Source organism: Streptomyces sp. NPDC031445 (assembly GCF_055581365.1).
The window spans coordinates 127,781-151,476 of sequence record NZ_JBVIJO010000013.1 but is presented as its reverse complement, the minus strand read 5'-3'; the positions used below and the strand labels follow the sequence as shown (position 1 = coordinate 151,476).

Genomic DNA, 23,696 nt, shown 5'->3' with positions numbered 1-23,696 from the left:
GGGCGCGGCCGGCTGCGTTTCCGGGCGAGTGCCGCCCCGCACGAGGGCGGTCTGTCCGGGGGAGGCGGGGGCCCCTCCGGGCGGGGGAGCGCCGCGTCCGGCGGGGGCGCCTCACACGCCGGCGGTCTCCCGCTGCGGGGCCGGCTCGGCCGTCCCGGCCTGGCGGGCCACCGCCGGCTTCGGCAGCACCAGGTACAGGCCGCCGGAGATCACGATCGTCGCGACCCAGCCGAGGCCGTACTCGCCGATCACGTTGTTCGCCGCCAGCGGGCCGGTGAACCAGTCCGAGGTGGTGAACATCAGGCCCGACACCAGGCCGACCGCCCAGGCGGCCACGGCCGCGGGGGAGAAGCCGCCCCGGTACCAGTAGGCGCTGGTGCGGGTGGTGTCGGCCATGGCCCGGCCGTCGTACTCCGTGCGGCGGAACATGTCCGCGCCGAACACGCCGACCCAGGCCGAGAAGGCGACCGCCAGCAGCGACAGGAAGGCGATGAACGAGCCCATGAAGCTCGTGGCCACCAGCATCAGCACCCCGCCGAAGACCAGCGAGATCACGGCGTTGACGGAGACCGCCCAGTGCCGCGGCACCTTGAAGCCCAGGGTCTGCGCGGTGAAGCCCGCCGAGTACATCGACATCGAGTTGATCAGCAGCATGCCGATCAGCGCGATGCACAGGTACGGCACGGCGATCCAGGTCGGCAGGATCTCGCCGAGGAAGGACACCGGGTCGCTCGCCGAGGCCAGGTCCGGCGTGGCGACGGCCATCACCGCGCCCATCAGGACCATGGGCAGCACGACGACACCGGCGCCGCCCACCGCCGTACCCACGATCGCCCTGGACGAGGCCGTGCGCGGCAGGTAGCGGGTGAAGTCCGGGGCGGACGGGATCCAGCTGACCCCGCCCGCGGCGATCATGCCGACGCCGGTGATCACCGCGGCCGTGGAACCGGCCCTGTGGTCCATCACCTTCGACCAGTCGGTGTTCGCCGCCAGATAGGCCAGGACCAGCACCGAGAAGACGCCGAAGAGGTAGGTCGCGTACGTGTTGCACCGCTGCACGGCGTTGATGCCGAGCCCGGAGATCGCGAAGGTCGCGACGACGAACACCAGCAGCGTCACGATGTCCAGCACACTGTTCGCCCTGATGCCGAACAGGATGTCCAGGATGGTGAGCATCGCGTAGGCGCCGGTCACCGCGTTGATCGTTTCCCAGCCCCAGCGCGCCACCCAGATCAGCGAACCCGGCAGCAGGTTGCCGCGCTGCCCGAAGACCGCCCGCGACAACGCCATGCCGGGCGCGCCGCCCCGCTTGCCAGCGATGCCGATCAGGCCCACCAGGCCGTACGAGACGACCGGCGCCGTCACCGCGACGACCAGCGCCTGCCAGATGTCCAGGTGGTACGCGACGACCAGGCTCGCGCCCATCGTCAGCAGCAGCACGCTGATGTTCGCACCGACCCAGGTGGGGAACAGTTCCCGGGTCTTCGCCGTGCGCTCGTGGTCGGGGACCTGTTCGATACCGCGCGTTTCGAGAGCGCCTTCGGTCTCGACGGTTTTCGTCATGAAGGAGGTGCCAGACGTGGGGGGACAGGGACGAGGGGACTCTACGCGCGTCAACAGCGCACCCACCATCGTACTTTGCTCCCACTCCTAGCGATACGTGGCGTTTGTCTCTGGGAGGAAGCCACAAACGGCGTCCGCGAACACCCCATGGCCGATACTGGACGCGTTATGGAAACCGTCATCCTTGCTGTAGTCATCGCCGTGGTCGTGCTCGGCGCGCTCGGCGGGCTGATCGTGGGCAGCCGGCGCCGGAAGCCGCTGCCCCCGCCGCCCCCCCAAGCGCCCGACATCACCGCGCCCCCGGCCGAGCCGCACGTCGGCGACGAGGCCGAGACGCCGCGCGACGAACCGCGCCGGACGATCGAGGAGGTGGATCTTCCCGGCGGCCCCGCACCGGTCGTCGTCGAGGAGCCTCCCGTGGTCGAGGCTCCCGGGATCGAGATCCCGGAGCCCACGGCAGGCCGGCTGGTCCGCCTGCGCACCCGCCTGTCCCGCTCGCAGAACGCCCTCGGCAAGGGCCTTCTCACGCTGCTCTCCCGCGAGCACCTGGACGAGGACACCTGGGAGGAGATCGAGGACACGCTGCTCACCGCCGACGTCGGCGTGCTGCCGACCCAGGAACTGGTCGAGCGCCTGCGCGAACGCGTCCGGGTGCTCGGCACCCGCACCCCCGAGGAGCTGCGGATCCTGCTCCGCGAGGAGCTGCTGAAGCTGATCGGCACCGACGTCGACCGCACGGTCAGGACCGAGCCCGAGGACCGCAAGCCGGGCATCGTCATGGTCGTCGGCGTCAACGGCACCGGCAAGACCACCACCACGGGCAAGCTCGCCCGCGTGCTCGTCGCCGACGGCCGCACTGTGGTGCTCGGCGCCGCCGACACCTTCCGCGCCGCCGCCGCCGACCAGCTCCAGACCTGGGGCGAGCGCGTCGGCGCCTACACCGTGCGCGGCCCCGAGGCCAGCGACCCCGCCTCCGTCGCCTTCGACGCGGTCAAGGAGGGCAAGGAGATGGGGGTCGACGTCGTCCTCATCGACACCGCCGGCCGCCTGCACACCAAGACCGGCCTCATGGACGAGCTGGGCAAGGTCAAGCGCGTGGTCGAGAAGCACGCGCCGCTGGACGAGGTGCTGCTCGTCCTGGACGCCACCACCGGCCAGAACGGCCTGGTCCAGGCCCGCGTGTTCGCCGAGGTCGTGGACATCACCGGCATCGTGCTGACCAAGCTGGACGGTACGGCCAAGGGCGGCATCGTCGTCGCGGTCCAGCGCGAGCTGGGCGTGCCGGTCAAGCTGGTCGGGCTCGGCGAGGGCGCGGACGACCTCGCGCCGTTCGAGCCGGAGGCGTTCGTGGACGCGCTCATCGGAGAGTGAACCACCCGCGGACACCGACAGGTGGCCGCGCGGCCACCAGGAAGCTCCCGCCCCGAGGTGCAGTCGGGGACGGGAGCTTCGTCCTGGCGGGGCCTAGCTGGGGCCTGTCGTCAAACTCCCGTCGTCCGCCCGGAGGGTGGGCCGCGCGGCGTCAGGTGCGCGCTCTGGGGGTCCCCCGGCCGAAGGCTGGGGGAGTGCCGGGCCCTGGCCCTCGTACTGGATGTACTTGGGTCGGGGCCCGGTGCGGCGAGTGGGGGCACCTCCCACCCCGTTGAGGCAGTGGGGGAGCGTGCATGGCGTCGCGGGGCAGACGGGAGTTCGACGACAGGACCTACGCCCTGGCCCGTGACCGGTGGGCCACGTACGCCAGTGTGCCGAGCAGCAGCCGGGCCGCCGGGGGCCGCGTCGCCGAGTCGAGCGCGGGCGGGCGCAGCCAGCGCACCGGGCCCAGGCCGCCCCGGTCGGAGGGCGGCGCGGTGATGTGCGTGCCGGGGCCGAGGCCGCGCAGGTCCAGCGCGCCCGGATCGTCCCAGCCCATCCGGTAGAGCAGCCGGGGGAGGTCGGCGGTGGCGCCGGGCGCGACGAAGAAGTGGGCGCGGCCGTCGGGGGTCGCGGTCACCGGGCCGAGCGGGAGGCCCATCCGCTCCAGGCGGACCAGGGCGCGGCGGCCGGCCGGCTCCGCGACCTCGATGACGTCGAAGGCCCGGCCCACCGGCAGCATCACCGAGGCGCCCGGGAACTCCGACCAGGCCTTGCCCACCTCGTCCAGCGTGGCCCCGGCCGGGACGGGCGGGGCGAAGCCCAGCGGATGCGCGCCCGGCGCCGGGCAGTCCCGCCGCCCGCACGAGCAGACGCCGCCCGCGGCCCGCGCCCCCGGCACGACGTCCCAGCCCCACAGCCCGGTGAACTCGGCGACGGCGGTGCACTCCGCGGACCGGCCGCGCCGGCGCGTGCCGGAGCGGATCTCGCGGATGCCGCCGATCGTGAAGCCCATGCCCCCTCCAACGGGTCCAGCGCGCCGGTGGTTACGCCACGGAGCGATACGGAAGCGGAACGTAACGCTACGGCTCCGCCTCCCCGCGGCGACGCGGCGCTAAGGCGGCTTCTTGGAGTACGGAGGGTGGCGCACCGGAGGGAAACGCGCCCCTGGGTGCATCACTCCGCCCACTTCCGGCCGTCCTGTGTCAAGTGAATCGCGCCCCGGCCACCGTGAGTTCATTCGAAGGGGTGGCGAATGGTGGCGTTTCAGGGATCCCTGTGGTTGGACGGGTGATCGTAGGATTACTGTGAGTGCACGAGTCCCCGGGGCACATGCACTCGCGGGTATGCCGGAGGCAAGTCGCCAAACCGTTCGAAGGGTGAGAACCGGCGGACGCGAGGCCGTATTTACCGGCATTCTGATAGGGCTTGGCGCATCGGGCGGCAAGTGGTCTCAGGGATGGGGGCGTTCCAGTGGGCGGCAACGGCGGAGGCGGGACACACGCTGACAAGCGCCCCAACGAGCTGCTCGGCTCGTGGTTCGTGCGCAGCGGCTGGTCCAAGGGCGAGCTGGCCCGCCAAGTGAACCGCCGGGCACGCCAGTTGGGCGCCCACCACATCTCCACCGACACCTCCCGGGTGCGCCGCTGGCTGGACGGCGAGAACCCGCGCGAGCCGATCCCGCGCATCCTCTCGGAGCTGTTCTCCGAGCGCTTCGGCTGTGTCGTCTCCATCGAGGACCTCGGCCTGCGCGCCGCCCGTCAGCCGCCCGCCGCCTCCGGGGTCGACCTGCCCTGGACGGGCCCGCAGACGGTCTCCCTGCTCGGCGAGTTCTCCCGCAGCGACCTGATGCTCGCCCGGCGCGGCTTCCTCGGGACCTCGCTCGCGCTGTCCGCCGGTCCCTCCCTCATCGAGCCCATGCAGCGCTGGCTGGTGCCCGCCCCGCCCTCCCCGGCCCCGCCCGAGCTGCAGACCGCCCTCGACGCGCGCAGGCCGGGCCGGCTGTCCCGGCCGGAGCTGGAGCTGCTGGAGTCCACCACGCGCATGTTCCGCCAGTGGGACGCCCAGTGCGGCGGCGGCCTGCGCCGCAAGGCGGTCGTCGGCCAGCTGCACGAGGTCACCGACCTGCTCCAGGAGCCCCAGCCCGAGGCCACCACCCGCACGTTGTTCAAGGTCGCCGCGGAACTGGCCGAGCTGGCCGGCTGGATGTCGTACGACGTCGGCCTCCAGCCCACCGCCCAGAAGTACTTCGTGCTCGCACTGCACGCGGCCAAGGAAGCCGGGGACAAGCCGCTCGGCTCGTACATCCTCTCCAGCATGAGCCGCCAGATGATCCACCTCGGCCGGCCGGAGGACGCCCTGGAGCTGATCCACCTCGCCCAGTACGGCAGCCGCGACTGCGCGAGCCCGCGCACCCAGTCGATGCTGTATGCGATGGAGGCCCGCGCCTACGCCAACATGGGCCAGCCCGGCAAGACCAAGCGTGCCGTCCGCATGGCCGAGGACACCTTCGCCGAGGTCGACGAGTGGGACGAGCCGGACCCCGACTGGATCCGCTTCTTCTCCGAGGCCGAGCTCCACGGAGAGAACTCCCACTCCTATCGCGACCTCGCCTACGTGGCCGGGCGCAGCCCCACCTACGCCTCCCTCGCCGAGCCGCTGATGCGGCGGGCGGTGGAGCTGTTCGCCGACGACTCCGAGCACCAGCGGTCGTACGCGCTCAACCTCATCGGCATGGCCACCGTGCACCTGCTCCAGCGCGAGCCCGAGGAGAGCACGGCCTACGCCACGCGTGCCATGGAGATCGCCAAGAAGGTCCGCTCCGAGCGTGTGAACACCCGTATCCGAAAGACGGTCGACACGGCCGTCCGCGACTACGGCGACCTCGCCGCCGTCATCGACCTCGGTGACCAGCTCGCCGTCGACCTCCCGGAGAACGCCGAAGCCGTCTGACCACCGCAGCACCCCGGACCCCGGCCGCGGCCGGTCCTCCCGAACCGCCCGACTCGGCTCCCCCATGCCAGGTCATCGGAAGGCCCGCCGCGGCCGGCTTGTGTCCGCGAACGGGTCCCCCGCGGAAGGTCGCGCCACGATAACGAGCGCGCGGCCCCGGCACCCCGCACTTCACGGGCGCGTAACACACAGGGCGCCTTCGTCACCCCGGCGAAACAACGAGGGGCTTCCACCGAAACCGCGCTGCGTCAGTCTCGTGGCGCATAACCGGCCCACCCCTCACCCGCCCGGACCGCTCAGGCACCGCCCGCACGGGGCCGTACCAACCGACGAGGAGACGCCGATGGCACCAGCCATCATGCTTGCGGCGGACGCACCCAGACTGTCGTCCGCGAACACAGGCTTCATGCTGATCTGTTCCGCCCTGGTGATGCTGATGACCCCGGGACTGGCCTTCTTCTACGGAGGCATGGTCCGCGTCAAGAGCACCCTGAACATGCTGATGATGAGCTTCATCAGCCTCGGGATCGTCACCATCCTGTGGGTCCTCTACGGCTTCTCCCTCGCCTTCGGCACGGGCAACAGCCTGCTCGGCTGGAACGCCGACTGGATCGGCCTCAGCAACGTCGGCCTGACACAGCTCTGGGACGGCTACACCATCCCGATCTTCGTGTTCATGGTCTTCCAGCTGATGTTCGCGATCATCACCCCGGCCCTGATCAGCGGCGCCCTCGCCGACCGGGTCAAGTTCTCCGCCTGGGCGCTCTTCGTCGCCCTGTGGGCCACGATCGTCTACGTCCCGGTCGCCCACTGGGTCTGGGGCGCCGACGGCTGGGCCTACAAGCTCGGCGTGATCGACTTCGCGGGCGGTACGGCGGTCCACATCAACGCCGGTGCGGCGGCGCTCGGTGTCATCCTCGTCATCGGCAAGCGCGTCGGCTTCAAGCGCGACCCCATGCGCCCGCACAGCCTCCCGCTGGTCATGCTCGGCGCCGGTCTGCTGTGGTTCGGCTGGTTCGGCTTCAACGCCGGCTCCTGGCTCGGCAACGACGACGGCGTCGGCGCGCTGATGTTCGTCAACACGCAGGTCGCGACGGCCGCCGCCATGCTGGCCTGGCTCGCCTACGAGAAGATCCGGCACGGCGCCTTCACCACGCTCGGCGCCGCCTCCGGCGCGGTCGCCGGTCTCGTCGCCATCACCCCGTCCGGCGGTGCGGTCTCCCCGCTCGGCGCGATCGCCGTCGGCGCCATCGCCGGTGTCGCCTGCGCCGCGGCCGTCGGCCTGAAGTTCAGGTGGGGCTACGACGACTCCCTGGACGTGGTCGGCGTCCACATGGTCGGCGGCATCATCGGCTCCCTGCTCATCGGCTTCTTCGCCACCGGCAAGGGCCAGTCCACCGCCACGGGCGTCTTCTACGGCGACCACACCTTCACCCAGCTGTGGAAGCAGTGCGCCGGTGTCTTCGCGGTCCTCGCCTACTCCCTGATCGTCTCCGCCGTCCTCGCCTTCCTCCTCGACAGGACCCTCGGCCTGCGCGTCACCGAGGACGAGGAGGTCTCCGGCATCGACCAGGCCCAGCACGCCGAGACCGCATACGACTTCAGCGGCGCCGGCGGCGGCGTCGCCGGGTCCCTCTCCGCCCCGGCCCCGGCCGCCGCGCAGAACAGGAAGGTGGACGCATGAAGCTCATCACCGCCGTCGTGAAGCCGCACCGGCTCGACGAGATCAAGGACGCCCTCCAGGCCTTCGGCGTCCACGGACTCACGGTCACCGAGGCCAGCGGCTACGGCAGGCAGCGCGGCCACACCGAGGTCTACCGCGGCGCCGAGTACACCGTCGACCTCGTGCCCAAGATCCGCGTCGAGGTGCTGGCCGAGGACGACGACGCCGAGCAGCTGATCGAGGTCATCGTCAAGGCGGCCCGCACCGGCAAGATCGGGGACGGCAAGGTCTGGTCGCTGCCCGTGGAGACCGCCGTACGGGTCCGCACGGGCGAACGCGGGCCGGACGCGCTCTGACAGAGCACAATCCAGGTCAGGGGAAGGCCGCGGGAAACGGAACAGGAGTCGCTGGGTGACCGGTACGGATGTGCGCGAAGAGACGGAAGACCCGGGACCCGGCGGCTACGCGGCGGCCCGGCTGCGCCTCCTCACGGAGGGGGCGCGGTCAGGGCCGCCGCGCCGTGCCGCCCTCTCCGGCCTGACCGACGACTGGCTCGCCGGACTGTTCGGCGCGGCGGCGGGCGCGGCACACGGCGTCTCGCTCGTCGCCGTCGGCGGCTACGGCCGCGGGGAACTGTCCCCGCGCAGCGACCTCGACCTCGTCCTGCTCCACGACGGCTCCGACCCCGGCGCGGTCGCCGCCCTCGCCGACCGGATCTGGTACCCCGTCTGGGACCTCGGCCTCGCCCTCGACCACTCCGTGCGCACCCCCGCCGAGGCCCGCAAGACGGCCGGCGAGGACCTCAAGGTCCACCTCGGCCTGCTGGACGCCCGCCACCTCGCCGGCGACGCCGGGCTCACCGCCGGCCTGCGCACCGCCGTCCTCACCGACTGGCGCAACCAGGCCCCCAAGCGGCTCCCCGCACTCAAGGAACTGTGCGCCGAACGCGCCGCGCGCCAGGGCGAGCTGCAGTACCTGCTGGAACCCGACCTCAAGGAGGCCCGCGGCGGCCTCCGCGACGCCACCGCCCTGCGCGCCGTCGCCGCCTCCTGGCTCGCCGACGCCCCCCGCGAGGGCCTGGCCGACGCCCGCCGCCGCCTCCTCGACGTCCGGGACGCCCTCCACCTGGCCACCGGCCGCGCCACCGACCGGCTCGCCCTCCAGGAACAGGACCAGGTGGCCGCCGAGCTGGGACTGCTCGACGCCGACACCCTGCTGCGGCAGGTCTACGAAGCGGCGCGGGTGATCGCGTACGCCAGTGACGTGACCTGGCGCGAAGTGGGGCGCGTGCTGCGTTCGCGCGCCGTCCGGCCGCGCCTGCGCGCCATCATGGGCGGCGGCAAGCCGGTCGCCGAACGGTCGCCGCTGGCCGAAGGCGTGGTGGAACAGGACGGCGAGGTGGTGCTCGCCCGCGCCGCACGCCCCGAGCGCGACCCCGTGCTCCCGCTGCGCGCCGCGGCCGCCGCCGCCCAGGCCGGCCTCCCGCTCTCCCTGCACGCCGTACGGCGCATGGCCGCCACCGCGCGCCCCCTGCCCACGCCCTGGCCCGCCGAGGCCCGCGAGCAGCTGGTCACCCTGCTCGGCTCCGGCCGCCCGACGATCGAGGTCTGGGAGGCGCTGGAGGCCGAGGGCCTGGTCACCCGTCTGCTGCCCGACTGGGAGCGGGTGCGCTGCCGGCCGCAGCGCAACGCCGTGCACGTGTGGACGGTGGACCGCCATCTCATCGAGACGGCCGTCCGCGCGTCCGAGTTCACCCGCCGCGTCAGCCGCCCCGACCTGCTGCTGGTGGCCGCCCTGCTGCACGACATCGGCAAGGGCTGGCCCGGCGACCACTCGGTGGCCGGCGAGATCATCGCCAAGGACGTCGCCGCGCGGATCGGCTTCGACCGCACGGACGTGGCCGTGCTGTCCCTGCTGGTGCGCCACCACCTGCTGCTCATCGAGACCGCCACCCGCCGCGACCTGGACGACCCCGCCACCGTGCGCTCGGTCGCGGAGGCCGTCGGCGGCCAGGGCACCCTGGAGCTGCTGCACGCCCTCACCGAGGCGGACGCCCTCGCGACCGGCCCGGCCGCCTGGTCCTCCTGGCGCGGCTCCCTCGTCGCCGACCTCGTCCGGCGCGTCCGCGCCGTCCTCGCCGGGGACGCCCCCGACGAGCCCGAGCCGGCCGCGCCCACCGCCGAGCAGGAACGCCTCGCCATCGAGGCCTACCGCACCGGCGGCCCCGTCCTCGCCCTGCGCGCCCAGACCGAACCGGTCACCGCCGAGGACCCGGCGGGCGACCCGGAACCCCTGGGCGTGGAGCTGCTCATCGCCGTGCCCGACCAGCCCGGTGTCCTCCCCGCGGTCGCCGGCGTCCTCGCCGTGCACCGCCTCACCGTGCGCACGGCGGAACTGCGCGCGCTGCGTCTGCCGGACGACGTCGACGACGCGACCGTCCTCCTCCTCAACTGGCGGGTCGCCGCCGAGTACGGCTCCCTGCCCCAGGCGGCCCGGCTGCGCACCGACCTGGTCCGCGCCCTGGACGGCACCCTCGACATCGCCGGCCGCCTCGCCGAACGCGACGCCGCTTACCCGCGCCGCCGCGGCTGGACCGCCCCGCCGCCCCGCGTGACGGTCGCCCCGGCCGCCTCCCACCACGCCACGGTGATCGAGGTCCGCGCCCAGGACGCCCCGGGCCTGCTGTACCGCATCGGCATGGCCCTGGAGAAGGCCGGCGTACGGGTCCGGAGCATGCACGTGAGCACGCTGGGCTCCAACGCGGTGGACGCGTTCTACGTCACGACGGGGGCGGGTGCGCCCCTGCCCGCCGGGGACGCGGCGTCGCTGGCGGGGGTGCTGGAGGAGACGCTGCGCGGATGACCTGCCCCGGTGCTTGCGGCGCCGGGATACCCTGGAGGGCGACCTTCAAGACCGTCACCGACCCCGAGGACCGCGAGCGCCGTGTTCGACACTCTCTCCGATCGCCTGTCAGCGACTTTCAAGAACCTGCGCGGCAAGGGACGGCTCTCCGAGGCGGACATCGACGCCACGGCGCGCGAGATCCGCATCGCGCTCCTCGAAGCCGACGTGGCGCTGCCCGTCGTGCGGGCGTTCATCAAGAACGTCAAGGAGCGCGCGCTCGGGGCCGAGGTCTCCCGGGCGCTCAACCCCGCCCAGCAGGTCCTCAAGATCGTCAACGAGGAACTGGTCACCATCCTCGGCGGCGAGACCCGGCGTCTGCGGTTCGCCAAGCAGCCGCCCACCGTGATCATGCTGGCCGGTCTCCAGGGCGCCGGCAAGACCACCCTCGCGGGCAAGCTCGGCAAGTGGCTCGCGGAGCAGGGCCACTCCCCGCTGCTGGTCGCCGCCGACCTCCAGCGCCCCAACGCCGTCAACCAGCTGAGCGTCGTCGCCGAGCGCGCCGGTGTCGCGGTGTACGCGCCGGAGCCGGGCAACGGCGTCGGCGACCCGGTGAAGGTCGCCAAGGACTCCATCGACTTCGCGAAGTCCAAGGTCCACGACATCGTGATCGTGGACACCGCCGGCCGCCTCGGCATCGACGCCGAGATGATGCAGCAGGCCGCGGACATCCGCGACGCCGTCTCCCCGGACGAGATCCTGTTCGTCGTCGACGCGATGATCGGCCAGGACGCCGTCAACACCGCCGAGGCCTTCCGCGACGGCGTCGGCTTCGACGGCGTGGTCCTCTCCAAGCTCGACGGTGACGCCCGCGGTGGTGCGGCCCTGTCCATCCGGCAGATCACGGGCAAGCCGATCATGTTCGCGTCGAACGGCGAGAAGCTGGACGACTTCGACGCGTTCCACCCGGACCGGATGGCCTCCCGCATCCTCGACATGGGTGACCTGCTCACCCTGATCGAGCAGGCGGAGAAGACGTTCAGCCAGGAAGAGGCCGCCAAGATGGCCTCCAAGCTGGCGTCGAAGAAGGGCCAGGACTTCACCCTGGACGACTTCCTGTCCCAGATGGAGCAGGTCAGGAAGATGGGCAGCATCAGCAAGCTGCTCGGCATGCTCCCGGGCATGGGCCAGATCAAGGACCAGATCGCCAACCTGGACGAGCGGGACGTCGACCGCACCGCCGCGATCATCAAGTCGATGACCCCGGCCGAGCGGCAGGACCCGACGATCATCAACGGCTCCCGCCGCGCCCGTATCGCGCGGGGTTCCGGTGTCGAGGTCAGCGCCGTGAAGAGCCTGGTCGAGCGGTTCTTCGAGGCCCGCAAGATGATGTCCCGCATGGCCCAGGGCGGTATGCCGGGCATGCCGGGGATCCCGGGCATGGGCGGCGGCCCCGGCCGGCAGAAGAAGCAGCAGAAGAAGGCCAAGGGCAAGCAGCGCTCCGGCAACCCGATGAAGCGCAGGCAGCAGGAACTGGAGGCGGCGCAGCGCCGCGAGGCCGCCGCGCAGGGCGGGAACGCCTTCGGGCTGCCGCAGCAGGACGGCCAGGACTTCGAACTGCCGGACGAGTTCAAGAAGTTCATGGGCTGAGTGCGCCGAAGGGCGCGGGCTGGGTCCGGGAAGGGCACGGACGGAGTCCCGCTCGCACGAAACGCCGGGGGCGCCTCCTGTCGCGGGGGGCGCCCCTTTGCGCGTGCCGAGGCCCGTGGGGTGTCGTAACGTCCAGATATGAGTGATGCGGCGCCGCCCCGCAAGGCGCCTGATCAGCCGTGGCGCGCCGAGGGCACACCGGAGGAGCCTCCCCGGCGGCCCGGCAGGTTCCGGGGTGGCCGATGGTGGGGCCTGCTCGCCACCGCGGTGGTCGTCTTCGTGCTGGCCTACGCCGGGCTGCACTACTTCGGCCAGGGCAACGAGCCGACGATCTCGTACACGGAGTTCAGCAGGCAGGTCGGCGAGGGCAATGTCGCCACGATCTACTCCAAGGGCGACGCGATCCAGGGCCAGCTCAGGACCCCCCGCTCCGATCCCGAGGGCGGCGGCTCGTACACCAAGTTCAAGACACAGCGACCGGCCTTCGCGGACGACCGGCTGTGGCAGAACCTGAGCAGCCACGGGGTCACCGTGACCGCGCGGCCGGTCGTGCAGGAACGCAGCCTGGCGACCAACCTGCTGATGTCCCTGATCCCCCTCGCGGTCCTGGTCGTGGTGTGGCTCCTCGTCCAGCGGCGGCTCGGCGGGATGCTGCCCGGCGGGGGCGGCCTCTTCGGCCGCCGGTCACCGCCCAGACCGGTCGGGCCGCGGCCGGACACCGAGCGCACGACCTTCGCCGACGTCGCCGGCATCGACGAGGTCAAGGGCGAACTCGACGACGTGGTCGACTTCCTGGAGCACCCCGACGTCTACCGCAGGATGGGCGCGAAGCTGCCCCGCGGGGTGCTGCTGGCCGGACCGCCCGGCACCGGCAAGACCCTGCTCGCACGGGCGGTCGCGGGCGAGGCCGGCGTGCCGTTCTTCTCGGCCTCGGCGTCCGAGTTCATCGAGATGATCGTGGGCGTCGGCGCGTCCCGCGTCCGCGAGCTGTTCGCCGAGGCCCGCAAGGTGGCGCCGTCGATCATCTTCATCGACGAGATCGACACCATCGGACGCGCGCGCGGCGGCAGCGCGTCGGTGAGCGGCCACGACGAGCGCGAGCAGACCCTGAACCAGATCCTCACGGAGATGGACGGCTTCTCCGGGGCCGAGGGCGTGATCGTCATCGCGGCGACCAACCGCGCGGACATCCTGGACCCGGCGCTGACCAGGCCGGGCCGCTTCGACCGGGTGGTCACCGTCTCCCCGCCGGACCGCGGCGGCCGCGAGTCGATCCTGCGGATCCACACCCGGCAGATCCCGCTCGCGCCCGACGTGGACCTGACGCAGCTGGCCCGCGTCACCCCGGGCATGACCGGCGCGGATCTGGCCAATCTCGCCAACGAGGCCGCTCTGCTCGCCGTCAAGCGCAAACAGGAGCAGGTGACCGGCGCCGACCTGTCCGAGGCGCTGGAGAAGGTGCAGCTGGGCGCCGAGCGCACCCTGGTCATGCCGGAGGAGGACCGCCGGCGTACCGCGTACCACGAGAGCGGCCATGCCCTTCTCGGCATGCTCCAGCCGGGCGCCGACCCCGTCCGCAAGATCACCATCGTCCCGCGCGGCCGGGCGCTCGGGGTGACCATGTCCACGCCCGAGGTGGAGCGGTACGCGCACTCCGAGGAGTACCTGCGCGGGCGCATCATCGGCGCCCTGGGCGGCATGGCGGCCGAGGAGGTCGTCTACGGGGTCGTCACGACGGGCGCCGAGAACGACCTGGAACAGGTCACCAACATCGCGCGCGGGATGGTGGGCCGCTGGGGCATGAGCGAGCGCGTCGGCCGGCTGTCCGCCCTGCCGAGCGACGCCCAGCAGGCGTACGGGCTGTCGGCCGCCCCGCAGACGCTCGACGTCATCGACTCCGAGATGCGGCGGATCGTGGACGAGTGCTACGAGGAGGCGTGCCGCAAGCTGCGCGACCACCGGGGCCGGCTGGACGACCTCGCGCGGGCGCTGCTGGAGAACGAGACGCTGGAGGAGGCGGACGCCTACCGGATCGCCGGGATCACACGCCTGACCAAGCAGGGCGCGGACTGACGACGGACCGGCTTCCCCGGGGCCTGTCCAACACCAGGGCCTCTCGTCCGGATCACGCCGGGCTCGCGGGCCCCGGCACCGGCCTGACCCGGACGGAAGACCCTAGGGCACGCGCGCGACGAGGTAGCGGAAGACGTTCGGCATCCACACCGTGCCGTCCGGGCGCCGGTGCGGGTGCAGGGCCTCCGTCAGCTCCTTGTCGACCTGCTTGGCGTCCGTCGCCGAGACCGCCGCGTCGAACAGGCCGGTGGACAGCAGCCCCCGTACGGCGCTGTCGAGGTCCGCGTACCCGAACGGGCAGGCGACCCGGCCCGAGCCGTCCGGCTTCAGCCCGGCCCGCCCGGCGACCTCCTCCAGGACGTCGCGCCGCGCGGAGGTCCGGCTGCGCGCGCCGCGCAGCGGATCGGCCAGCTTGGCGGCCACCCGCAGCACCGAGGAGGTGGCGCAGCGCTCCGGCGGTCCCCAGGCGGCCAGCACCACGGCGGCCCCCCGCCCGGCCAGCGGCAGCACACCGGCGAGCAGGTCGCCCAGCCCCTCGGCGTCGCCCGCGAGGCCGCCGACCGGCTCGAAGGCGGTCACCAGGGTGTACGCGCCCGCCCGCGTGCCGTCCGCCGCCTGCGCCGCCGAGGGCGGGCCGTCGTAGAGCTCCACCGGCGTACGCGCGCGCGTGCCCGCTCCGCCGTCGCCGCCCCGGCCGGGCGGGGCGTCCGGCAGCAGGCGCTCGCGCGCGAGGGCGAGCCGTTCGGGGCAGGCGGAGTCGACACCGGTGACCGCGGCGCCCCTGGAGGCCGCCATCAGCAGGGCGAGCCCCGAACCGCAGTTCAGGCCCAGCAACCGGGTGGCGGGGCCCACCTCGAGTCGGTCGTACACGGCTTCGTAGAGCGGTACGAGCATCCGCTCCTGGATCTCGGACCAGTCACGCGCGCGTGCGCCCGGGTCCACGCGGGGTGAGGACTCCGCGTGGGACGTGTGCTGCCGCACGAGCGTAGGTGTCATAGGTAAGCGCCCCAATCCGCCGACAGTTCGCCGCCGCGCCCGGTTGCGTGCCCCCGTGCCGTGCGCGCGCCCTTCCCACGTATGCCAGGTAACTCCCGGCTCGCGGTGGCGTCCAGGGGTCGTGGGGCCCGGCTTGAGGTGTGGACGCCGGTGTGGCGAGATTTCACATCCCGGCAATCCGGACGGCCCCGCGGAGCCGGCCCCCGGAAGGCGGGCCGGTGACGGAGGTCGCGGCGGTACGCGGTAACGTCACGGAGGCCGTGGACGCTGACCGGGATGAGGGCGCGCGCCGAGAGCGGCCGAAACCTCCCTTGCGCGGCGGCCCGCGCCCGTCGCCCCAGGGCTCACCGGCGGTGCGTAGTGCGGGCTACGCACCAGCTTGGTAGGAGCTGTGACGCTTCTCCGCAGATCAGCGCACCCGCCCTCGTCAGGACGCATCAGTGGCAACTGACGGGTACGTGCAAAATATTTGGGATGCCCCGGAATAGGAACACAGTGGCACTCCCGCTCGTTGTCATTACGTGAGCACGACACAGACACCACCTGTTCTCGCCGCAGAGCTGGCGCAGGCGTGGGCCGACATTCAGCGGCACCACCCCGAGCTGCCCGACCTTGCCGCGCCTGAATCCCTGATCGGAGAGTCGTCGTCCGCGTGCGGTCACGAACTCTCCTTCGAAAGGCTGCTCCACGAGGCAGTCCACGGCATCGCCGCCGCCCGCGGCGTCCGCGACACCTCCCGGGCCGGCCGCTACCACAACCGGCGTTTCCTCGCGATCGCCGAGGAGCTGGGCCTGGACCACCCCGAGGAGCCGCATCCGAGCAGCGGTTTCTCGCTGGTCACGCTCAACACCGAGGCCAAGCGGCGCTACCGCCCGACCATCGAGCGGCTCCAGCGCGCCCTGAAGGCCCACACCGCGGCCACCTCGGCCGACACCTCCCGCACCTTCCGCGGCCCGGCCGCCCGGCACGGCTCCTCCGGCGGCGGCGTCCGGGTCAAGGCGGTGTGCGACTGCGGCCGCAACGTCCGGGTGGTGCCCTCGGTCCTCGCCCAGGCCCCGATCGTCTGCGGCGGCTGCGGCAAGCCGTTCAGGATCCCGGAGGTCGTGGGAGCGGCGTAGCGGTCACGGCTGCTCGTGGCAGCCGTGGCCGACGGCGACCTCACCGCACCGGCCGGCGCACCCGACGTGACCTCACCTCCACGCCGGGTGCCTCCCCGGCATGCCCGGGCAGGGCCGGCGCACCCTCGGCCCGGAGCGGCCCGCGGGGTATGGCAGAATGGCCAGCTGTACTCGACAGCCGCACAGGACCCCTCTCTCCTCCGGCTGACGCGTCCATCGGGCACTCGGGTACCGCAACCCCACGCGGCGACTCGCCGTGCCCAACCACGTCAAATCCAGGAGAACCCACTCCCGTGGCAGTCAAGATCAAGCTGAAGCGTCTGGGCAAGATCCGTGCGCCTCACTACCGCATCGTCGTCGCCGACTCCCGTACCCGCCGTGACGGCCGGGCCATCGAGGAGATCGGCAAGTACCACCCGACCTACAACCCGTCGGTCATCGAGGTGGACGCCGAGCGCGTGGCGTACTGGCTCGGCGTCGGCGCCCAGCCGACCGAGCCCGTGCTCGCCATCCTGAAGAAGACCGGCGACTGGCAGAAGTTCAAGGGCGAGCCGGCTCCCGCGCCGCTGCTCGTCGCCGAGCCGAAGGCCACCCGCCCGTCGTTCGAGGCTCTCGGCGGTGACGACGAGGGCAAGGGTGAGGCGATCACCCAGAAGAAGAAGGCTGAGAAGAAGGACGAGGCCGCTGCCGAGTCCGAGTCCACCGAGGCCTGAGCAGCATGCTCGAAGAGGCGCTTGAGCACCTCGTGAAGGGCATCGTCGACAACCCTGACGATGTGCAGGTCGCCTCGCGCGACCTGCGCCGTGGGCGTGTGCTGGAGGTCCGGGTCCACCCGGACGACCTCGGCAAGGTGATCGGCCGCAACGGCCGCACCGCGCGCGCCCTGCGCACCGTCGTGGGCGCCATCGGCGGTCGCGGTGTCCGCGTCGACCTGGTCGACGTGGACCACGTCCGCTGACGCTTCATCGCAACCGGCTCGGGCCGGGGAGGGCCACAGGGCCGTCCCCGGCCCGCAGTCGTACGACAGGAGATTTGGACACGTGCAGCTGGTAGTCGCACGGATCGGCCGTGCCCATGGCATCAAGGGCGAGGTCACCGTCGAGGTACGTACCGACGAGCCGGAACTCAGGCTCGCGCCCGGCGCCGTACTCGCCACGGATCCCGCCTCGGCGGGGCCGCTGACCATCGAGACGGGCCGCGTCCACAGCGGCCGCCTCCTGCTGCGCTTCGCGGGCGTCACCGACCGCAACGCCGCCGAGGCCCTGCGCAACACCCTGCTGATCGCCGAGGTGGACCCCGAGGAACTGCCCGAGGGCGAGGACGAGTACTACGACCACCAGCTCATCGACCTCGACGTCGTCACCGAGGACGGCACGGAGGTCGGCCGGATCACCGAGATCTCGCACCTGCCCACGCAGGACCTGTTCATCGTGGAGCGCCCCGACGGCACCGAGGTGCTGATCCCCTTCGTGGAGGAGATCGTCACCGAGATCGACCTGGCGGAGCAGAAGGCGGTCATCGCGCCCCCGCCCGGCCTGATCGACGACCGCGCCGTGATCGCCTCCTCCAGGGACGAAGCCGGGGCGGAGTCCGGGGAAGACGGCGCATGAGGCTCGACGTCGTCACGATCTTCCCGGAGTACCTGGAGCCGCTGAACGTCTCCCTCGTCGGCAAGGCACGCGCGCGTGGGCAGCTCAACGTCCAGGTGCACGACCTGCGCGCGTGGACGTACGACCGGCACAACACGGTGGACGACACGCCGTACGGCGGCGGCCCCGGCATGGTCATGAAGACCGATCCGTGGGGAGACGCCCTGGACACGGTCCTCGCCGACGGTTACGAGACGGGCGCCGGGGCGCCCGCGCTGATCGTGCCCACGCCCAGCGGCCGCCCCTTCACCCAGGAGCTGGCCGTCGAACTGTCCGAGCGCCCCTGGCTGATCTTCACCCCGGCGCGCTACGAGGGCATCGACCGGCGCGTCATGGACGAGTACGCGACCCGGATGCCGGTCCACGAGGTCTCCATCGGCGACTACGTCCTCGCCGGCGGCGAGGCGGCCGTCCTGGTCATCACCGAGGCCGTCGCCCGGCTGCTGCCCGGCGTCCTCGGCAACGCGGAGTCGCACCGCGACGACTCCTTCGCCCCCGGGGCGATGGCCGGTCTCCTGGAAGGCCCCGTCTACACCAAGCCGCCCGTCTGGCGCGGCCGGGACATCCCCGAGGTACTGCTCAGCGGCCACCACGGGAAGATCGCCCGCTGGCGACGGGACGAGGCCCTGCGGCGCACGACCCTGAACCGCCCCGACCTGATCGAGCGCTGCGACCCCGAGGCCTTCGACAAGAAGGACCGCGAGATGCTGTCCATCCTGGGCTGGGAACCGGACCCGGACGGGGAGCCGTACGGCCGATTTTGGCGCCGGGCCGAGGGCGTGGAAGAATAGGCGGCTGTTGTGCGCCCGTCCGGCGTGCGCCCCTGCCACAGGGGGACACGACGCCCGTCCCGACCCGCACGGCAGCCTCCTGTACACCTAGCTCCCGTTGATGACCTGTGGCATCAGCGAAGAAAGCAGACGAAATGTCTCACCTGCTCGACTCCGTCGACGCCGCGTCGCTGCGCAGCGACATCCCGGCCTTCCGCCCGGGTGACACCGTCAACGTCCACGTGCGCGTCATCGAGGGCAACCGCTCCCGTGTGCAGCAGTTCAAGGGCGTTGTGATCCGTCGCCAGGGCTCCGGTGTCCGCGAGACCTTCACGGTCCGCAAGGTCTCGTTCTCCGTCGGCGTCGAGCGCACCTTCCCGGTGCACACCCCGATCGTCGAGAAGATCGAGCTGGTCACCCGTGGTGACGTGCGCCGCGCCAAGCTGTACTACCTCCGTGAGCTGCGCGGCAAGGCCGCGAAGATCAAGGAGAAGCGCGAGAACTGAGCGCTTTCCCGGAGTCACAGCGGAGCCGGATAGCATCTGGCTCCGATGGACACCGAAGCACAGCCGACGGAACGCGACCGTTCCTCCCACCCCGGTACTCCGGGGCCGGAGGGCCGGTCGCGTTTCGCGTTGGTGTCGCGGGCCGCCGAGTGGCTGCCCGGCGGCAGGATCACCCTCACGCTCTTCCTCTGCCTGGCGTTCCTGCTGGTCCTCAACGCGTTCGTGGCGCAACCGTTCCAGATTCCAAGCGGATCCATGGAGCAGGGATTGAGGATCGGCGACCGCGTTCTCGTAAACAAGTTGGCGTACCGTTTCGGTGCCCAGCCGCGCCGCGGCGACGTGATTGTGTTCGACGGCACCGGGTATTTCGGGGACGCCGACTACATCAAGCGCGTGGCCGGTGTGGCGGGAGACCATGTGGTCTGCTGCGACAAGAAGGGGAGGATCGAGGTGAACGGCCGACCGGTCGACGAGACGGCGTTCCTCTTTCCCGGGGACAGCCCCTCCAGCGTCCCCTTCGACGTCGCCGTGCCCCCAGGCCGCCTCTTCGTCCTCGGCGACCACCGCAGCGACTCCAGCGACTCCCGCGACCACCTCGGCTCGCCCGGCGGCGGCATGATCCCCGTCGGGGACGTCATCGGCCGGGCCGACTGGATCGTGTGGCCGTACCGCCACTGGACGCACCTGACCCGGCCGTCCGCCTACGCGCGCGTGCCCGCCGCCCCCACCGGAGGCGCCCATGGGTAACCGCGGCAAACCGCGCGGAGTGCCCGGCACGCCCGCCGACAACCTGCTGCCCACCGGGGTACGCCGCACCTCCGCGCCCGGCGGTGGCCGCACGCGCGCGGAGCGTCGGCAATTGCAGCGCAAGGTCAAGCGCAAGCGCAGACGTTCGGCCGTCCGGGAGATCCCCCTCCTGGTCGGTGTGGCCGTCCTCATCGCGCTCGTCCTGAAGACCTTCCTCGTGCAGGCGTTCGTGATCCCGTCCGGGTCCATGGAGGAGACGATCCGGATCGGCGACCGGGTCCTGGTGGACAAGCTCACCCCGTGGTTCGGCTCCGAGCCGCGGCGCGGGGACGTGGTCGTCTTCCACGACCCGGGCGGCTGGCTCCAGGACGAGCAGACCGCCAAGAAGCACGACCCCGTCGTCGTCAAGCAGTTCAAGGAAGGCCTCACCTTCATCGGCCTGCTGCCGTCCGACAACGAGAAGGACCTGATCAAACGGGTCATCGGTGTCGGCGGCGACCACGTCAAGTGCTGCGACGCCCAGGGCCGCGTCACCGTCAACGGCGTCCCGCTCACCGAGGGCGACTATCTCTATCCCGGGGACGCGCCGTCGGCCATGCCCTTCGACATCACCGTCCCCAAGGGCCGGCTGTGGGTGATGGGCGACCACCGCGGCAACTCCGCGGACTCCCGCTCCCACCAGGACACGGCCTACGGCGGCACGGTCTCGCTGGAGTCCGTGGTCGGCCGGGCCATGGTCATCGGCTGGCCGGTCGGCCACTGGACGCGTCTGGAAGAACCTAAAACCTTCGCAAGCGTCACCGACTCGGCGTCGGGGACGACCGCTGGTCCCCAGGCGTCGCATAGGGTTGCCTCCGAGAATCCGAACGGAATGACCCAGCTCCCGACCCCTGCGGAACTCCCGCTCGTTATGGGAGTGGTGGGCCTGCGCCGGGTGCGGCGCGGGCGGCGGCACAGAGTGAGGAGTTGGCGTGGGGGATGTGGCGGTTGGCGCACGGTCGGGACACGACGGCGAGGAGCACCGCGGGCACCCTGTGGAACCGGACGTTCCCGTACCGGGCAGCGCCATGAGCTCCGGGAATGACGCGCCGGCGGGCGACGAGGGCACGCCGGAGGGCGGGCCGGAGCCGCGCGGTGACGGCGCGGGCGCCTCGGCCGCGCGGCCGAGGCAGCCGCGCTCCTTCTGGAAGGAGCTGCCGATCCTGGTCGGCATCGCGCTGGTCCTGGCGTTGCTGATCAAGACGTTCCTGGTGCAGGCGTTCTCGATCCCGTCCGACTCGATGCAGAACACCCTCCAGCAGGGCGACCGGGTGCTGGTCGACAAGCTCACGCCGTGGTTCGGCGCCGAGCCCGAGCGCGGTGAGGTCGTCGTCTTCCACGACCCGGACAACTGGCTGGCGGGCGAGCCGACGCCGACGCCGAACCCGGTGCAGAAGGTCCTCAGCTGGATCGGCCTGATGCCGTCGGCGGAGGAGAAGGACCTGATCAAGCGCGTGATCGGGGTCGGCGGCGACACGGTCGAGTGCAAGGGCAGCGGCCCGCTGAAGGTCAACGGCAAGGCGCTGAACGAGCCGTACGTCTACCCCGGCAACACACCGTGCAGCGTGGACGACCAGGGTGGCCAGTTCAAGGTGAAGGTGCCCGAGGGCTTCATCTGGGTGATGGGCGACCACCGCCAGAACTCCCGTGACTCCCGGTACAACCAGTCCGACAAGAACCACGGCATGGTCCCGGTCGAAAAGGTCGTCGGCCGCGCGATCGTCAAGGCCTGGCCGATCAACCGCTGGGGCACCCTGCCGGTCCCGGACACCTTCGACCAGCCCGGTCTGAACGAGCAGTCCTCCGCCGCCGCGTCCCTGACGGTGGCCCCCGAGGGCATCGCCGTCGCGGCGGTCCTGCCGGTGGTGCTGTGGCGGCGCCGGCGCGCCGACGGCCAGGAGTCCGGGAACGCCGGGCTTGAGCCCGCGGAGTTCAAGAAGCGGTAAGCGGCCGCCCTGGCCGGGCGGGAGGGGCTGCCCCCGTTCGGTACCGCCGGGTAGGGTGCGGGTCCATGGGTGGCGAGAGCATGACGCGTACGGCCCCTCGGGGCGGCGGCACCGGCACGGCACGGGCCGGCGGCGGCAGCCGGCTCGGGCAGCGGCTGTCCGGACTGGCCGTGGCGCTGGGTCTGGTGCTGTTCCTCGGCGGCTTCGTCTGGGGAGCGCTGGTCTACCGGCCCTACACCGTGCCCACCAGCTCGATGACCCCCACCATCGACGCCGGCGACCGGGTGCTGGCCCAGCGGGTCGACGGCGGCGAGGTGCGGCGCGGTGACGTGGTCGTCTTCGAGGACAAGACCTGGGTCAGCAACGCCAAGGTGGTCAAGCGCGTGGTCGCCGTGGGCGGGGACACCGTCTCCTGCTGCACGAACGGCAAGCTGACCGTCAACGGCAAGCAGATCGACGAGCCGTACCTGCCCGAGGGCAGCCTCGCCGAGATCAAGAACTTCGCCACGGTGACCGTCCCGGCGGGGCGGCTGTTCCTCCTCGGCGACGAGCGCCAGGGCTCCCTGGACTCCACCGCCCACCTCACCGACGCCGCCCAGGGCACCGTGTCCCGCGGTGCCGTGTCCGCCCGTGTGGAGGCCGTGGTCTGGCCCTGGAAGGGCACGCTCAAGCGCCCCACCGGCTTCGAGACGCTCGGCGCCCTCTCCGAGCCCGGCCCGCTGCGCACGATCGAGCTGCTGATCGTGGCCGGCGCCGTCCTGGTCCTCGGCGGCGGCGCCTACGGCCCGGTCGCGGGCCGCATGAGCCGCTCCCGCGCCCGCACGGCCCCTCCGGAGACGGCCGGTGTGCGCTGAGACCACGCGGCCGGCGGGGGAGTCGTACGAGGGCGAGGACGAAGGCGGGGCCGGGACCGGCCTGCGGAAGGTGGCCCGGGTCGTCCTCCTCGACCCGGAGGACCGCATCCTGCTCCTGCACGGCCACGAACCGGACGACCCGGCCGACGACTGGTGGTTCACGCCCGGCGGGGGCCTGGAGGGCGCCGAGACACGCGAGGAGGCCGCGCTGCGGGAACTCGCGGAGGAGACCGGCATCACCGATGTCGTCCTCGGGCCCGTGCTCTGGCGGCGGCGGTGCTCGTTCCCGTTCGCGGGCCGCCGCTGGGACCAGGACGAGTGGTACTACCTGGCCCGTACGACCCAGACGGCCACCGCGGCGACGGGGCTGACCGAGCTGGAACGGCGCAGCGTCGCCGGAGCGCGCTGGTGGACGTGTCAGGAACTGACCCGGGCACATGAGACGGTGTATCCGACCAGACTCGCCGAGCTGCTGCGCACGCTGCTCGTCGAAGGTCCCCCCGCCCGGCCCGTGACCCTCGACACGGAAATCGTCTGAGGGTTCCCGGGACTGGCGCACAATGGGGGGATCGCACGGCTGAAGGGGAACATGCCATGAGCGCCGAGGACCTCGAGAAGTACGAGACCGAGATGGAGCTGAAGCTCTACCGGGAGTACCGAGATGTCGTCGGTCTGTTCAAATACGTGATCGAGACCGAGCGGCGGTTCTACCTCACCAACGACTACGAGATGCAGGTGCACTCGGTACAGGGTGAAGTCTTCTTCGAGGTCACCATGGCTGATGCCTGGGTCTGGGACATGTACCGGCCGGCTCGCTTCGTGAAGCAGGTCCGGGTGCTGACGTTCAAGGACGTGAACATCGAGGAGCTGAACAAGAGCGATCTGGAGCTGCCGGGCGGGTGACGGAGTTTTCCACAACCGCTGAGTAGTCCACCAAGATCAACACCGCTCGGCCGGATGCGTGACCGTTGGCGCCGGA

General features: G+C 71.9%; 22 protein-coding genes. 19 read left to right on the top strand and 3 right to left on the bottom strand.

Going from position 1 to position 23,696, the window contains the following annotated elements; translation table 11 throughout:
* Positions 1-111: 111 nt before the first annotated feature.
* Positions 112-1,563, bottom strand: coding sequence for a cytosine permease (locus ACZ5DC_RS30165; protein WP_468657905.1), 1,452 nt, complete (start codon positions 1,561-1,563; stop codon positions 112-114).
* 168 nt (positions 1,564-1,731) lie between these two features.
* On the opposite strand from ACZ5DC_RS30165, the gene ftsY reads away from it, so the two are divergent.
* Positions 1,732-2,934, top strand: coding sequence for a signal recognition particle-docking protein FtsY (ftsY, locus tag ACZ5DC_RS30160; protein WP_468657903.1), 1,203 nt, complete (start codon positions 1,732-1,734; stop codon positions 2,932-2,934).
* Between the two features lie 331 nt (positions 2,935-3,265).
* Here the strand turns inward: ftsY and ACZ5DC_RS30155 are convergent, their stop codons facing one another.
* Positions 3,266-3,928, bottom strand: coding sequence for a bifunctional DNA primase/polymerase (locus ACZ5DC_RS30155; protein ID WP_468657901.1), 663 nt, complete (start codon positions 3,926-3,928; stop codon positions 3,266-3,268).
* 458 nt (positions 3,929-4,386) lie between these two features.
* Between ACZ5DC_RS30155 and nsdA the strand changes: the two genes are divergently transcribed.
* The 6 genes from nsdA (at position 4,387) to ftsH (ending at position 14,092) form a co-directional block, all read left to right on the top strand.
* Entirely contained in the window at positions 4,387-5,865 is a 1,479-nt protein-coding gene (gene nsdA / locus ACZ5DC_RS30150) for a transcriptional repressor NsdA (RefSeq protein ID WP_468657899.1), read from the top strand.
* Positions 5,866-6,208: 343 nt separating this feature from the next.
* Positions 6,209-7,549: an ammonium transporter gene (locus tag ACZ5DC_RS30145; RefSeq protein ID WP_468657897.1), complete on the top strand. Its 1,341-nt coding sequence runs from the start codon at positions 6,209-6,211 to the stop codon at positions 7,547-7,549.
* Entirely contained in the window at positions 7,546-7,884 is a 339-nt protein-coding gene (locus ACZ5DC_RS30140) for a P-II family nitrogen regulator (RefSeq protein ID WP_468657895.1), read from the top strand. The genes ACZ5DC_RS30145 and ACZ5DC_RS30140 overlap by 4 nt, the downstream gene beginning before the upstream one ends.
* Before the next feature lie 55 nt (positions 7,885-7,939).
* The gene (locus ACZ5DC_RS30135) at positions 7,940-10,390 is read left to right on the top strand and encodes a [protein-PII] uridylyltransferase (RefSeq protein ID WP_468657893.1); all 2,451 of its coding nucleotides are present in this window, start codon (positions 7,940-7,942) and stop codon (positions 10,388-10,390) included.
* A gap of 81 nt (positions 10,391-10,471) precedes the next feature.
* Entirely contained in the window at positions 10,472-12,019 is a 1,548-nt protein-coding gene (gene ffh, locus ACZ5DC_RS30130; protein WP_468657891.1) for a signal recognition particle protein, read from the top strand.
* Positions 12,020-12,157: 138 nt separating this feature from the next.
* The gene (gene ftsH / locus ACZ5DC_RS30125) at positions 12,158-14,092 is read left to right on the top strand and encodes an ATP-dependent zinc metalloprotease FtsH (RefSeq protein WP_468657889.1); all 1,935 of its coding nucleotides are present in this window, start codon (positions 12,158-12,160) and stop codon (positions 14,090-14,092) included.
* A gap of 102 nt (positions 14,093-14,194) precedes the next feature.
* Here the strand turns inward: ftsH and ACZ5DC_RS30120 are convergent, their stop codons facing one another.
* Positions 14,195-15,088, bottom strand: a complete 894-nt coding sequence (locus ACZ5DC_RS30120) for a class I SAM-dependent methyltransferase (protein WP_468657887.1) — start codon at positions 15,086-15,088, stop codon at positions 14,195-14,197.
* 521 nt (positions 15,089-15,609) lie between these two features.
* Between ACZ5DC_RS30120 and ACZ5DC_RS30115 the strand changes: the two genes are divergently transcribed.
* The 12 genes from ACZ5DC_RS30115 (at position 15,610) to ACZ5DC_RS30060 (ending at position 23,620) form a co-directional block, all read left to right on the top strand.
* The gene (locus ACZ5DC_RS30115) at positions 15,610-16,206 is read left to right on the top strand and encodes a hypothetical protein (protein WP_366751106.1); all 597 of its coding nucleotides are present in this window, start codon (positions 15,610-15,612) and stop codon (positions 16,204-16,206) included.
* Between the two features lie 293 nt (positions 16,207-16,499).
* A complete protein-coding gene (rpsP, locus tag ACZ5DC_RS30110) occupies positions 16,500-16,919 on the top strand; it encodes a 30S ribosomal protein S16 (protein ID WP_189889306.1) in 420 nt (139 codons plus the stop codon).
* 5 nt (positions 16,920-16,924) lie between these two features.
* Positions 16,925-17,164 carry an RNA-binding protein gene (locus tag ACZ5DC_RS30105; protein ID WP_005479813.1) on the top strand — a complete coding sequence of 80 codons (240 nt, stop codon included), beginning with the start codon at positions 16,925-16,927 and terminating at the stop codon, positions 17,162-17,164.
* Positions 17,165-17,246: 82 nt separating this feature from the next.
* Positions 17,247-17,816 (top strand): ribosome maturation factor RimM, encoded by a 570-nt coding sequence (gene rimM, locus ACZ5DC_RS30100; protein ID WP_468657884.1) that lies wholly within the window; start codon positions 17,247-17,249, stop codon positions 17,814-17,816.
* Positions 17,813-18,646 (top strand): tRNA (guanosine(37)-N1)-methyltransferase TrmD, encoded by an 834-nt coding sequence (gene trmD / locus ACZ5DC_RS30095; protein ID WP_468657882.1) that lies wholly within the window; start codon positions 17,813-17,815, stop codon positions 18,644-18,646. The genes rimM and trmD overlap by 4 nt, the downstream gene beginning before the upstream one ends.
* 134 nt (positions 18,647-18,780) lie before the next feature.
* Complete coding sequence (gene rplS / locus ACZ5DC_RS30090; protein ID WP_166002513.1) at positions 18,781-19,131, top strand: 50S ribosomal protein L19; 351 nt, start codon at positions 18,781-18,783, stop codon at positions 19,129-19,131.
* A gap of 45 nt (positions 19,132-19,176) precedes the next feature.
* On the top strand, positions 19,177-19,878 hold the full coding sequence (gene lepB / locus ACZ5DC_RS30085) for a signal peptidase I (RefSeq protein ID WP_468657880.1): 702 nt from the start codon (positions 19,177-19,179) through the stop codon (positions 19,876-19,878).
* Positions 19,871-20,962: a signal peptidase I gene (lepB, locus tag ACZ5DC_RS30080; protein WP_468657878.1), complete on the top strand. Its 1,092-nt coding sequence runs from the start codon at positions 19,871-19,873 to the stop codon at positions 20,960-20,962. Before lepB (ACZ5DC_RS30085) ends, lepB (ACZ5DC_RS30080) begins: the two co-directional genes overlap by 8 nt.
* Positions 20,850-21,863 carry a signal peptidase I gene (gene lepB / locus ACZ5DC_RS30075; protein ID WP_468657876.1) on the top strand — a complete coding sequence of 338 codons (1,014 nt, stop codon included), beginning with the start codon at positions 20,850-20,852 and terminating at the stop codon, positions 21,861-21,863. The genes lepB (ACZ5DC_RS30080) and lepB (ACZ5DC_RS30075) overlap by 113 nt, the downstream gene beginning before the upstream one ends.
* A 65-nt stretch (positions 21,864-21,928) precedes the next feature.
* Entirely contained in the window at positions 21,929-22,717 is a 789-nt protein-coding gene (gene lepB / locus ACZ5DC_RS30070; protein WP_468657874.1) for a signal peptidase I, read from the top strand.
* Positions 22,707-23,255, top strand: a complete 549-nt coding sequence (locus tag ACZ5DC_RS30065; RefSeq protein WP_468657872.1) for an NUDIX hydrolase — start codon at positions 22,707-22,709, stop codon at positions 23,253-23,255. Before lepB (ACZ5DC_RS30070) ends, ACZ5DC_RS30065 begins: the two co-directional genes overlap by 11 nt.
* A 56-nt stretch (positions 23,256-23,311) precedes the next feature.
* Complete coding sequence (locus tag ACZ5DC_RS30060; protein ID WP_014675276.1) at positions 23,312-23,620, top strand: DUF2469 domain-containing protein; 309 nt, start codon at positions 23,312-23,314, stop codon at positions 23,618-23,620.
* Positions 23,621-23,696 lie beyond the last annotated feature (76 nt).